This is a genomic window from Psychrobacter faecalis, from assembly GCF_016107575.1.
In the GTDB taxonomy this organism is placed as follows: Bacteria; Pseudomonadota; Gammaproteobacteria; order Pseudomonadales; family Moraxellaceae; genus Psychrobacter; species Psychrobacter faecalis.
On sequence record NZ_JABAST010000015.1, the window covers coordinates 1 to 12,426 of the forward strand.

The following is a 12,426-nucleotide window of genomic DNA, read 5'->3' on the forward strand; positions in this document are numbered from 1 at the left end:
GATTAGTGAGGTGCTCTTCTTTTTTCAATCACTTTCGAAGTTGAGAGTGGGGTAAGTATATGCTTGCTTATAACCACTTTGTCAGATGAGAACGCTTTCGAACTTCCAAAGCATAAAAAAAACGACCCATTACGGATCGTTTTTAATATGACTAAAATAATTTTAGTTAGAATAAAGACATAAATTCTTAGTTAAAGTTCTGTTTAGCTTGATAAGATAGTTTTACGCCAAGAGCAAAACCGTCATTGTTTTCAAACTTACTGACGACTTGCTTGGTTGGGATTTGGCCATCTGCATCACCGAACCATAAATACTTACCGCCAGCAGATACTGCCCAGTTTTCAGTGATATCATATTTACCACCTAAACCAACGCTATAATAGCCTTCGATTGGACCGAGTGAAGTAACAGGGTTGCCTGCGCCACTATCCCAACCAACGGTACCGCTTACCGCAAACTTCGGTGCTAGACGTTTTGCAAGGCCTAATTCTACTTGCCATTGATCCTTATCGTAACTAACTAAAGGCAAACCTATATCATCTTTAGTTAGGTTTTTACTTACGTCATTATAAACAGGCGGAACAATGGCAAAATCTCCCCAGGGCACCCAACGTACTTTTGCTGTAGCTAAAGTTGTTGGATTAATACCAGTCTGAAAATCAAAGTTTACAGATTTTGGTGTGGTAATATCAATATCACCACCCTTTTTTATTCCTGCTACTGGATATTGTTCATATATAGGAAGGGTATGGTCAATTTCTGAACGATACGTCAATGCAGCTTTTAAAGCAATTTCAGGTTTGCTGTAAGCAATACCTGCTAACCAACCAATATCCTTATCAGAGCTAATATGGGCAGTATAACCGTTCGCTAAACCATAAGCCAGTCCTCTAAGCTTGACATCGGCCTGTACTTGCTGCGCGACTGGACCACCATACACTTGGAATTCTTTGTTAGTACCAAATTTTGCGCCTAATATTGCTGTAAGACTCTCAGTGCGTACCTCGACATTCGTACCCTCGCCTTTACTGTCTAGCTCAGATTTGACAGCATTTAAGGGTGCGCCAAGTTGTTCAGCTTCAGTTTTATAGCCTGTCGCTTTCTCTTTTGCATCTTGTGCCAAAGCAGCCAATCTACCCGCTTCAACAAGGTTGCCCTGCTGCTGAGCTAAGCCTGCTTGCTGAGCAAAACCTTGTGCCTTGGTAGCTTCTTCTACTGCATTGTTACGAGCACTATTAAAGTCTGAGTTTAGATCATTAAAAGAAGTATATTTACCTTGTGTTAAATACTTCGTAGAATTATCAACATTGCCTTGAGCTACGAAATCGTTATTACCAAGATAGTCAGCTGCAGCACCAAATGGTTCATCATATAAGATACCAATACTAAAGGTGTCATTGATATCCGTTTTTACACCATAACGGAAAAAGTCATAATCTTCTGCGATGTCATCAATTTTATTACCTGAAGAGTCTTTACCACTAACATCAGCATCGATATAGGTATAAACGGTTTCGGCATAGGTACCATCTTGCAAAAACGCGGTGATATCTTGACCTGAACGATCAAGACCTGCCGCACTAGCGATACTAGCTGCAGAAATAGCAGCCAAAGCTACCGTTAGAGTCTTTAGATTGAAATATGCGCCCATTATGTATCTCCAAACATCCACATTGTTTTACCGCTACACCGAACTTTGTTAGGTAGACAGTATCTAAGGTGAAGGATACTAATGTGTTTTTTACATGAAAACAACCGAAAAATACATTATTTCTGCAATATGACTGAATAGACGGCAAACCGTATATTTATGCTAAAATTCGCATATAAACTTATAATAAATGCTGTGCAATTGTTTGTTATCCATAATTAAAAAAACTTATTACTAATAATGCGGTGGTCTATCTGCCATGACATCAAAAGGCGCTACACCGCCCTCCCTATCTTGGTTTTGCACCTGCTTATAGATAAACTGTAGTTGGCGCTGCAAGGTTTGGATATCTCTATCTTGGCGCGTAATAACCTCATCAAGCCTCTCGACAGTAACTTCAAGGTGAGAGAGGTTCATTTGCAACTCAATGACCTGTGCTTGTAAATCTGCTTGGCTATCTGACAACTGAGCTTGTTGATTAGACGCGTCTTTTTCAATCGAATTTGGTTGGTTCATATTTTTCTCAATAGTAGTTCTCAATAATAGATAGTATGGTTATTTTCTTTATTAAATCTCAGACCTAACCATTTAAAACAGACTTTATAAAATAGTGTTTATCAAAAAGCCCCGTAAAACCACGTCACTTCTAGGGCGTGGATATCAGGCGTCAACCGTTGTCACCTAAGATTGAACCCACCTTGTTAACCAAACCCATTGAGAACATAATCACTCTATGAAAACGCTCAAACTACGCATCAAAGACAAACACACCAATCAGCTAAACATCTTAGCAGGGTCGGTTAATTTTGTCTGGAATTACGTCAATGAGCTTAGTTTCAAACATCTCAAACGCACGGGTAAATTCTTTACAGCTTACGATTTAGCAGCCTACACCAAAGGGGCTGGTGAATACCTAAATCTACACAGCCAGACCTTACAAGCTATTAGTGAGGTTCACGCTAAATCTCGCAAACAATTTAAAAAAGCCAAACTCAACTGGCGTACCAACAATCCTAAAGCCAAACGTAGAAACTTAGGTTGGATACCGTTTAAAAAGACCGCGATAAAATATCTAGCAACCCATCAATCAGGCAAGAAAAGCCTTAAATCCACCATTCAGCTAAGCCTCGCTAAGGGTAAAAATCTCACTATTGACCTATGGGATGGCTATAACCTAGCCCTATACAACATCAACACCTGTGAGCTGGTGCAAGATGCTCGCGGCCACTGGTATGCCTGTATCACCGTTAAAGAATTTCCAAAAACAGCTTGTGGTAGTGGTCAAGTCGGTATTGATTTGGGCTGTAAAGATGCCGCAGTCAGTAGTGATGGCGATCAACTACAAACCAAAGTCACGCATCAATACGCTGAAAAACTGGCGATTGCTCAAAGGGCCAAGAATAAAAAGCGGGTCAAGGCGATTCATGCCAAGATTAAAAATACCCGAAAAGATTTAACCCATAAATTTACTAATAAACTGGTTAAAGCCAATAGCTTAATTGTCGTTGGTAAAATAAAATCAACATCATTCACTAAGGGCAAACTGGCCAAATCTGTCTATGACGCTGGTTGGTTTGAGATTAAGCGGCAACTGGATTACAAATGCAAGCATGCAGGTTGCCACTATATCGAAGTGAATGAAGCGTACAGCACCCAAACCTGCTCGTGTTGCGGCTCACGCCAAGACAGTCCGAAAGGTAGAGCGGGTCTTGGTATAAGAGTGTGGTTCTGTCGTTCTTGTAAAACGACCCATCAACGGGACGTTAATGGAGCAAAAAACATACTCGCGGTCGGGCTTGGCCGTCTTGAGTAGGAATCCCCTTCGCTTTTAAGAAGGGGAGGAAGTCAAAAAGGCATTTACGCATACTACAGTTAGGTGGCAGCATGTTATACTGCTAGGAATTTTGCAACAACCCTTACCTCACTATTATATAAGCTTAAGATATTCTATGGCATTGATACATTTAAAAGATATTCACTTGGCATTTGGCGTGGCTCCTATTCTCGATGGCATCGATTTTTCAATCAATGCAGGCGAGCGCGTTTGTTTGATTGGCCGTAATGGCGAAGGCAAATCTACTTTATTTAAACTGATAAATGGGTCATTGCAGCCTGACAGCGGCGAGATTATCAAAAATAGCAGCATGCGTGTTGCGATGTTAGAGCAAGACGTTCCTGAAACCAGCGGACGTATCTTAGACATCGTGATGGGCGGTAGCCGCCACACCGCCAATTTGCTGATTAACTATAATAAGCAAGTCGATATGTGTGCCAATGGCGATATGGACGCTTGCGAGCATATGGCAACCTTGCAACACGATATCGATGCAGTACATGGCTGGGATTTAGAGCGTGATGCAACCCGTCTAATTACGACTATGGGACTTGATCCTGAAGCTGACCTGTCTTCATTGTCTGGCGGTCGTAAACGCCGTGTGCTACTTGCTCGTGCACTAGTCACTAAGCCTGATGTGCTATTACTCGATGAGCCAACCAACCATTTAGACGTTGAAAGCATCGAATGGTTGGAGCGCTTTTTACTCGACTGGCAAGGTCTGACGTTATTGTTCGTGACGCACGATAGAGCATTTGTCAATAAGCTCGCCACCCGTATCGTTGAGCTTGATCGTGGACAATTGACCAGCTATGACGTGACCCAAGGCGCTAAAGGTTATGCGCGTTATCAAGAATTAAAAGAGCAGCAGCTACTCGCTGAAGAAAAGAACAACGCTAATTTTGATAAAAAATTGGCACAAGAAGAAGTTTGGATTCGCCAAGGTATCAAGGCTCGCCGTACCCGTAATGAAGGCCGTGTCCGCGAGCTAAAAGCCCTGCGTGAAGAGCGCAAAGGCCGCCGCGAGCAAGTCGGTAACGTCAATATCACTATGGGTGAAGGCGAGAAAAGCGGCAAGCTAGTTTGTAAAGTTAAGAACCTGCATCTAGAATATGATGGCAACGTCTTGGTCGATAACTTTAGTACCATGATTATGCGCGGTGACAAAATTGGTATCGTCGGTCCCAACGGCGCGGGTAAAACCACGCTGATTAAAGCCCTGCTCGATATGTCTGATGATGAAGTCACCAAAACAGGCACAGTCGAGCTTGGCACCAATTTACAAATTGCCTTTTTCGATCAGCTGCGTGATCAGTTGGATTTAGAAGCCAGCGTGGCGCAAAACGTCTCAGAAGGTTCTGACTTCGTAGAAGTTGGCGGGCGCAAAACGCATATCATGAGCTATTTGCAAGATTTCTTATTTGCCCCAGAGCGTGCGCGTACGCCTGTTAAAGCCTTATCAGGTGGTGAGCGTAATCGCGTACTACTTGCCAAGCAATTATTAAAGCCTGCCAATATTTTGGTACTCGATGAGCCAACCAATGACTTGGATATGGCCACCCTGGAGCTTTTAGAAGAATCGGTCGCCAGCTTCAACGGTACTATCTTGCTGATTAGCCATGACCGCTCATTTATGGACAACGTCGTTACCTCTACTTGGGTATTTGACACGGATGAAAATGGTAATGGCATCGTCAAAGAATATGTCGGTGGCTATCAAGAATACTTGATACAAAAAAACCGTGAAGAAGAAGCGAAAGCTAAGAATGCTAAATCGTCTAACGATAATGCTGCTATTAGCAAAGCTAACAATAAAACTACGGTCACGGTAAAGTCTAATACCGCTGCCAAAAAGCTCAACTACAATGAACAGCGCGAACTCGATAATTTGCCAAAAGAAATTGCTGCGTTAGAAGCTGAGCAAACGGAGCTAGAAGAAAGGCTGGCTGACGGTTCATGGTTTACGAAAGATATGGAAGCCGCTACGGCTGCCAGTGAGCGTTTATTAGTCATCGAAGATGAGATGATGACTAAGCTTGAGCGCTGGCATACGCTTGAGAGTTAATACTATGTATCGCCATTTATGACCTTATAACTTTTATATTAGGCATGCTTTATATTGGACATAGTTAAGGGTTATAAATAGCTTACGACCACTTACAACCGTGTAATGTGCGGAAAGTTAGTGAACATTGTCTTGATTTCAAGTATCATTCCCTATTGCTGAATACCCTTATTAATTATAAGGTCATTATTCATAATAGTCTTGTTGATAAAAAAGCGTACTTTAAGGTAGGTTAAATATTGATAATTAAGCAGTTTTAGACTAATTATCTTGTTTAACACTGAAGTACGCTTTCTCAAGGCTGCTTTATTTTTAACACAATAATTTATTTTATGACCGAAATAGCTTAGAATAGCAACAATTAGCAAAATTAGGCACAGCTAACGTGGCTTGATAATTGTCATTTTTCTAAGCCACAAACCCAGTGTGGGATAATCCCATTTCATTCACCTGGAGGAAGTATTAATGAGCCATGCCGAAGGCGTTAACGTACAACGTCGTAGAGTTCTTATTGCCTCGACTGCCGTCATTGGTGCAGCTGGGGTAGCTGCTGTGGCGACACCTTTTGTCCGTTCTTGGACTCCGAGCGCAAAAGCCGAGGCTGCAGGTGCTGCAGTGACCCAAGATATTGGTTCTATCGAAGCAGGACAGATGATTGTCGTCAAATATCGGGGCAAACCTATCTTTGTGGTCAAGCGCACTGAAGAGATGCTGACCACCTTAGAATCAGTGAAGCCATTACTGTCAGACCCTGATTCAGATGAGTCGCTACAACCAGAATATTGTAAAAACCCTGAGCGCTCTTTATCACCAGAAGTCTTGGTGGTAGAAGGCGTCTGTACACATTTAGGCTGCGCACCAAACTACCGTCCTGATGTGGGCGCAGCTGATTTAGGCGGTAATGACTGGTACGGTGGATTTTTCTGCCCATGTCATGGCTCTAAATACGACTTATCGGGTCGTGTTTATAGTGGTGTCCCTGCACCGCTTAACTTACCAATCCCAGAGTACAGCATGGATGGTACTATCTTGACGATTGGGGAGGCTTAATATGAGCATGGGTAAAAAGTTAATGCATTGGGTAGACGCGCGCTTTCCTGCGACTGAAACCTATGAATATCATATGTCAAAGTACTATGCACCAAAGAACTTTAACTTTTGGTACTTCTTTGGCGTGTTATCAATGGTGGTATTGGTCAACCAGCTAGTGACTGGTATTTGGCTAACAATGATGTACAACCCAAGTGCCGAAGGGGCATTTGCGTCTGTTGAATATATCATGCGTGATGTCAAAGGAGGCTGGCTCATCCGTTATATGCACTCGACGGGCGCATCTGCGTTCTTCGTCGTCGTATACCTGCATATGTTCCGCGCCTTGCTATATGGTTCATACCAAAAACCGCGTGAGCTTATTTGGCTTATCGGTATGGGTATTTACCTCGCATTGATGGCAGAAGGTTTCTTCGGTTACCTACTTCCTTGGGGCAACATGTCATTCTGGGGCGCTCAGGTTATTCTAAACTTACCTGCAGCTCTACCTGTCATTGGCGATGGTCTTGCTGAATGGGTACGTGGTGACTATATCATCTCAGGTATCACCTTAAACCGCTTCTTTGCTTTGCACGTTGTTGCTATTCCACTTGTCCTTGTCGGCTTAGTGTTTATGCATTTAGTGGCGCTGCATCACGTTGGTTCGAACAATCCTGATGGCATTGATATTAAAAAGCTAAAAGATAAGAATGGCGTACCATTAGACGGTATCGAATTCCATCCGTACTATACTGTGCATGACATGGTTGGTATTGTGGTCTTCTTTATCTGTTTCTTTGCAGTGGTATTCTTCTTCCCAGAAGGCGGCGGTTTCTTCCTTGAGCCACCAAACTTTGAAGCAGCAAACTCACTGAAAACACCTGCGCATATTGCACCAGTATGGTACTACACACCTTTTTATGCCATCTTACGTGCGGTTCCTAATAAGCTTGGTGGTGTGATTGCAATGGGCGGTGCGATTGCCTTCCTATTCTTAATCCCATGGCTTGATAGATCGCCTGTACGCTCGATACGTTATAAAGGTATTTTGTCTAAGATTGCCCTTACTATCTTTGCTATCAGCTTTGTGGTATTAGGCTACTTGGGTGCGACACCTGCAACGCCAACAGCGACAATTTTGGCACGTATCTTTACTATTCTGTATTTCTTGTTTTTCTTATTGATGCCGTTCTACACAGCTATTGAGAAGTGTAAACAGCCACCAGAACGCGTTACCGGAGGTCACTAATGAGCACGCTAATTAAATCCCTAGCTGGTCTAGGCTTAGGCGCCGCGCTGACGTTGACTGCTGGCACTGCAAGCGCATCAGGTGGTGGATGTGGTACTTTTACCAATGCTGATGGTGTGGTTGAACACTTAGCTTGTAGTACAGCTCCTATTGATTTTACCAATAAGGGTTCGCTACAAAACGGCGCGAAAATCTTTATGAACTACTGCGCTGGATGTCACTCAGCAAAATATGTTCGTCATTCGCGCATTGCTAAAGACTTAGAGATACCGCCTGAGCTGGTTGAAAAGTATTTGATGGTCACCACCGATGAAATCGGTGACCATATCAATGCTGAAATCGACCCTGATGTTCAAGCATCATGGTTTGGCGCGGCACCTCCGGACTTGTCACTTGAAACAAGACTACGCGGTGATGACTGGGTTTATACTTACCTTCTATCGTTCTATGAAGATCCAAGCCGTCCTTGGGGCTCGAACAACTTAGTACTTGCAAACGCTGCTATGCCGCATGTGTTGCATAATATGCAAGAAACCTTGAGTGAAGAAGAGTTTGAATCTGAAGTTGGTGACTTGGTTAACTTTATGGCGTGGATGGCAGAGCCAGTACGTCATGACCGCCAAGTAATCGGTTTCTTTGTGATTTTATTCTTATTAGTACTACTCATTCCAGTTTACTTATTGAATAAAGAATTCTGGAAAGACGTAAAATAATAAAGCAATAAAGATCCAAAGTTAATCTAAAAAATAAGCACTACTTCGGTAGTGCTTTTTTATGTCTAATTAGACCATTAATTATAAAATCTTCTATTAAGAAATCGCCTTATATGCAATGTTTACGTACGCTACCTTGATAAACGCAGCGACATTGTTTACGATAATAGGCTTTATTAATACATTAGGCTTCCATGATTGATGCGAATGACATTCCAAGTAGTCAGCTGATTTTATACGCTGACGATGGCTACAACAGCCATGTGGTCCGCCTATTGCTTGAAGAAAAAAAGCTTGCCTATTATTTATCACGCCTGCATTCTGAGCGTCCGGAAGACTTGACCGAGCTCAACCCCTATCACACTTTGCCTGTTTTGCAACAGCGTGAGATTGCGCTATATGAGATTAACGTTATCTTCGAATACCTTGAGGAGCGTTATCATGCCAATAAACTATTGCCAGATACGCCGCAAGAGCGCGCCCAGTTTCGTCAATTGGCTTGGCGTATACAACATGATTGGTTAGTGCTCGGCAAACGATTGCTGATGCATCCGGACAGTTTTAACAAAGCGCAAGCAGCCTTGGCGAAAAAGCAGCTAAGCGACTCCTTGATTACTTTGTCGCCTTTATTTGCTCATAAACCTTATTTTATGGCCGACGAGTTTGGTTGGTGCGACGTGCTATTAGCGCCTTTGTTATGGAGATTGGAAGAGATGGGCATTGAGCTACCGCGTGCTATCAGCCGCCCCCTATTTGACTATCAAAAACGGGTCTTTGAACGTGACAGCTTTCAAAAAAGCGTACGTTAATTAGACAACCGCTGATGACTCCCCTAAAATAGACTCTGATATAGAATAGCGATATAGTGAATGATTTTTCTATAAATACGACTTTATCGCAAACGAGACAGTATTTAATAATAATGCATAAGGAAACCAAAAAATGAGCGAAGAAACCACCTCTATTACCCCAACACGTCCCTATATGGTGCGCGCGCTATATCAATGGATAGAGGACAATGCGCTCACCCCATACCTGATGGTAGATGCTACTGCTGACAATGTCCAAGTCCCTAAAGAGCATATCCAAGACGGACGTATCGTGCTCAACATTGCTAGCCGCGCGACCGGTAATATGAGCATGGAAAATGATTATATTCATTTTAGTGCGCGCTTCGGCGGTGTCTCGCAAGAGATTTGGGTACCATTGACGGCGGTAATGGGGATTTATGCCAAAGAAAATTCGCAAGGGATGTTTTTTGACCCTAATGAATACGATGATTATGTCCCTGAAGAAGACGCAGCGACTACCTCCAAGAAAAGTACTGCTGCCCCAAAACCTAAGCGCGATAATAAAGCAGGGTTAAAAGTTTTAAAATAATTATGTTGAAAAATCGACTTTAAAATAGCCGAAAGAATTAGCCATAAAAAAGCCAGTCATATTCCATATGCTGGCTTTTTTTATGGTCAGTCCAAAATGCTAACAGGCTCAAAAACACTTAATCTCTTGGCGTTTAAGTGCTTGAGTATTAAGTTCTTGGCAGTGTCACACCGCGCTGACCTTGGTATTTACCGCCGCGGTCTTTATAACTGGTCTCACAAACGTCGTCCGCATCGCTTTGAAAAAACAGCATCTGTGCCACGCCCTCGCCCGCATAAATACGCGCAGGCAAGTTGGTGGTATTACTAAATTCCAACGTCACATGCCCTTCCCACTCAGGCTCAAGTGGTGTGACGTTGACGATGATACCGCAGCGTGCATAGGTCGATTTACCAAGACAAATCGTCAATACATCACGCGGAATACGAAAATACTCCATCGTGCGCGCCAAAGCAAAAGAGTTTGGCGGAATGATACACTCGTCACCGATGACATCAATGAAGCTTTTTTCATCGAAGTTTTTTGGGTCTACAATCACTGAATGCACGTTGGTAAAGACTTTAAATTCAGGCGCACAGCGTACATCATAACCGTAGCTTGAGGTGCCATAACTGACCAAACGCTCGCCGGCATCATTAAAACGTACTTGACCTGGCTCGTATGGTTCAATCATGCCATGTTCTTCGGCCATTTTACGAATCCAGCGGTCAGACTTGATAGACATTGTTGTTCCTTAGCAAATATAAAATCGAGATGATGATATGAATGATATTTTGATAGCGACGATTATACGGAATTGACGGCGCAATTTATAGAGCGGCAACGACTTTAAAGTTAAACCTGCTATTTATAAGTGCATCATAAGCGCTCATAAGCTACCATTTAGCAAAATGATCTTCCGCTAAGCCCATTACCTTATCAAGCTTAATCACCTCATCTACTAGCCGTATCTCACCACTATACAAACCAAGCCATTGCTCAAAGATACTGGCGAGCACACCGAAGTTATCGGTCTTTTTATAGACAGTCATCGGCGTAAAGGTTAAATCAATATCAACCTTGCTCCAGCCAAGATTTTGATGATAAATACGCCAAGTATGCTGCGCAGCTGCATCCAAATCTTGACGTACAAACATCACAGGCGGCAAATACACTATCTGCCCATCAAGCCAGCAAGCGTTTTCACTGGCGCCGGTTTCATTGACACCCATCGATAAGTTAAGAGTAAAATGACGACCGTCTGGCAAGTAGCTATTAATACAAGTCCAAAACCAATTGGTCTTGTGGCGCATATAGCCAAGCGTCCAATCTAGATTGGCAATAGTCGTGTCAGTAAAGTCGATTTGCTTGGCTTTAGCATCAGGAACAGTAATATTAGATGTTGAATGAGATTTAATAAGTAGATGTCCAGATATTGCTGTCAGCGGCTCTTTTTGGGTAAAGGTCCAACCGCGTCTGCCCGTTGGTGTACAGATAGCTAGTGGCTGTGATTGTCTTGCTAAGGTTGCATTGAGTGCAAGGTTTTGACTATCTAGCACAACGTTAATCTGCGAAGGCGTAAAATCCAATGTTACGGTCAGCTTATCATGGGTAAACGCCATTTGACCTTGATAGCAATCGCCTTTTAATAAGGTCTGCCGCGGCAAAGGTTGCAAGGCTTCGCAAACTTCTAGCTCACTAATTTCATCATGATAAAGATAAACGAAGGCGCTGGTCGCAAGCTTAATCGTCGCCAGTGCTAGGCAAACTCGATAAGGCGGCTCGATAATTTGGATAAAACAAAATTGGTTGGCTTTAAGCGCTTTGCGCCAGTTTGGCAGCGCTTTTTGCGAGATAAGATAACTATGATAGTCAAGATAGTTGATGCGCTTAACGTTAGCAAAAACGCCTAAGTTAGGTTGACCGTTTTGAATAAGCTGGTCAATCTCAACTACTCTCAAGTGATTAGCGATAGGTTGATGATTATTATTTTGCTTCATGGTTAAGGCATCCTAGCCAAAATTCATTACGAGACTACCTGTCCTTGGTAGCTAACCATGCTGCTGACGATTCTTCTCTTCGCTTGTCCTAAAGCAGCCCAAACGGCTTCTCTAATAGCTTTAATCTCTATCATCGTCAAACCATCTATAAGTTCTTCTGTCACATTGACTACTGCAAAAGAACTTATGCCAAACGGATGCCTAGAAAACTTAAGCAATAAATCAGTCATAGCTTGTACTGCTTGTAAAAAATCAGCAATCACCATTCGGCGATTGCTAAAATCTGCATTAACCTGATAGCGTTTGCCACTGCCATCTTTATAGTAGCAAACCGCGCTTACTTGATTATTCGACAGCTCAATCACGTATATCGGCGGACGAAATAGCTTTAGGAGCTGATATTGCTTGGGGATAGTATCTAAATGACGTTGATAAATGGATAGACTCACGATACTTCCTTTTTAAAATTCAAAGTCATTTAGATTGTAAGACTTTATATGCTTAGGCTATTTTACTAACTTTAGAA

Annotated in this window: 11 protein-coding genes and 1 pseudogene; 7 read left to right on the plus strand and 5 right to left on the minus strand. The window is 42.6% G+C overall.

Annotated elements, in window-relative coordinates; translation table 11 throughout:
* Positions 1-187 precede the first annotated feature (187 nt).
* Complete coding sequence (locus JFC07_RS06470; RefSeq protein WP_193029977.1) at positions 188-1,651, minus strand: hypothetical protein; 1,464 nt, start codon at positions 1,649-1,651, stop codon at positions 188-190.
* Positions 1,652-1,885: 234 nt separating this feature from the next.
* Positions 1,886-2,167, minus strand: coding sequence for a SlyX family protein (locus JFC07_RS06475; RefSeq protein ID WP_193029978.1), 282 nt, complete (start codon positions 2,165-2,167; stop codon positions 1,886-1,888).
* Between the two features lie 217 nt (positions 2,168-2,384).
* On the opposite strand from JFC07_RS06475, the pseudogene JFC07_RS06480 reads away from it, so the two are divergent.
* From JFC07_RS06480 to JFC07_RS06510, 7 genes and pseudogenes are all read left to right on the plus strand, one after another.
* Positions 2,385-3,550 (plus strand): annotated as a pseudogene (locus JFC07_RS06480) (RNA-guided endonuclease InsQ/TnpB family protein).
* 50 nt (positions 3,551-3,600) lie between these two features.
* Positions 3,601-5,550, plus strand: a complete 1,950-nt coding sequence (locus JFC07_RS06485) for an ATP-binding cassette domain-containing protein (protein ID WP_193029980.1) — start codon at positions 3,601-3,603, stop codon at positions 5,548-5,550.
* Positions 5,551-6,015: 465 nt separating this feature from the next.
* Positions 6,016-6,600, plus strand: coding sequence for a ubiquinol-cytochrome c reductase iron-sulfur subunit (gene petA / locus JFC07_RS06490; protein WP_068404407.1), 585 nt, complete (start codon positions 6,016-6,018; stop codon positions 6,598-6,600).
* A 22-nt stretch (positions 6,601-6,622) separates the two neighbouring features.
* Entirely contained in the window at positions 6,623-7,828 is a 1,206-nt protein-coding gene (locus tag JFC07_RS06495) for a cytochrome b (protein ID WP_193030039.1), read from the plus strand.
* The gene (locus JFC07_RS06500; protein ID WP_068404411.1) at positions 7,828-8,541 is read left to right on the plus strand and encodes a cytochrome c1; all 714 of its coding nucleotides are present in this window, start codon (positions 7,828-7,830) and stop codon (positions 8,539-8,541) included. The genes JFC07_RS06495 and JFC07_RS06500 overlap by 1 nt, the downstream gene beginning before the upstream one ends.
* Positions 8,542-8,735: 194 nt before the next feature.
* Positions 8,736-9,350 (plus strand): glutathione S-transferase N-terminal domain-containing protein, encoded by a 615-nt coding sequence (locus JFC07_RS06505; protein WP_068404413.1) that lies wholly within the window; start codon positions 8,736-8,738, stop codon positions 9,348-9,350.
* 133 nt (positions 9,351-9,483) lie between these two features.
* Positions 9,484-9,921 (plus strand): ClpXP protease specificity-enhancing factor, encoded by a 438-nt coding sequence (locus JFC07_RS06510; RefSeq protein ID WP_068404415.1) that lies wholly within the window; start codon positions 9,484-9,486, stop codon positions 9,919-9,921.
* Positions 9,922-10,069: 148 nt separating this feature from the next.
* Here the strand turns inward: JFC07_RS06510 and dcd are convergent, their stop codons facing one another.
* The 3 genes from dcd to JFC07_RS06525 all read right to left on the minus strand — a co-directional run bounded on the left by dcd (position 10,070) and on the right by JFC07_RS06525 (position 12,349).
* Complete coding sequence (gene dcd / locus JFC07_RS06515) at positions 10,070-10,645, minus strand: dCTP deaminase (RefSeq protein ID WP_102076576.1); 576 nt, start codon at positions 10,643-10,645, stop codon at positions 10,070-10,072.
* Between the two features lie 151 nt (positions 10,646-10,796).
* Positions 10,797-11,900, minus strand: coding sequence for a DUF2804 domain-containing protein (locus JFC07_RS06520; protein WP_198328679.1), 1,104 nt, complete (start codon positions 11,898-11,900; stop codon positions 10,797-10,799).
* Between the two features lie 26 nt (positions 11,901-11,926).
* On the minus strand, positions 11,927-12,349 hold the full coding sequence (locus tag JFC07_RS06525) for a hypothetical protein (protein WP_198328680.1): 423 nt from the start codon (positions 12,347-12,349) through the stop codon (positions 11,927-11,929).
* Positions 12,350-12,426 lie beyond the last annotated feature (77 nt).

Coding starts and splice junctions, on each gene's coding strand:
- JFC07_RS06470 (WP_193029977.1), bottom strand. CDS start 1,651: ATGGGCGCATATTTCAATCTAAAGACTCTAACGGTAGCTTTGGCTGCT.
- JFC07_RS06475 (WP_193029978.1), bottom strand. CDS start 2,167: ATGAACCAACCAAATTCGATTGAAAAAGACGCGTCTAATCAACAAGCT.
- JFC07_RS06485 (WP_193029980.1), top strand. CDS start 3,601: ATGGCATTGATACATTTAAAAGATATTCACTTGGCATTTGGCGTGGCT.
- petA (WP_068404407.1), top strand. CDS start 6,016: ATGAGCCATGCCGAAGGCGTTAACGTACAACGTCGTAGAGTTCTTATT.
- JFC07_RS06495 (WP_193030039.1), top strand. CDS start 6,623: ATGCATTGGGTAGACGCGCGCTTTCCTGCGACTGAAACCTATGAATAT.
- JFC07_RS06500 (WP_068404411.1), top strand. CDS start 7,828: ATGAGCACGCTAATTAAATCCCTAGCTGGTCTAGGCTTAGGCGCCGCG.
- JFC07_RS06505 (WP_068404413.1), top strand. CDS start 8,736: ATGATTGATGCGAATGACATTCCAAGTAGTCAGCTGATTTTATACGCT.
- JFC07_RS06510 (WP_068404415.1), top strand. CDS start 9,484: ATGAGCGAAGAAACCACCTCTATTACCCCAACACGTCCCTATATGGTG.
- dcd (WP_102076576.1), bottom strand. CDS start 10,645: ATGTCTATCAAGTCTGACCGCTGGATTCGTAAAATGGCCGAAGAACAT.
- JFC07_RS06520 (WP_198328679.1), bottom strand. CDS start 11,900: ATGAAGCAAAATAATAATCATCAACCTATCGCTAATCACTTGAGAGTA.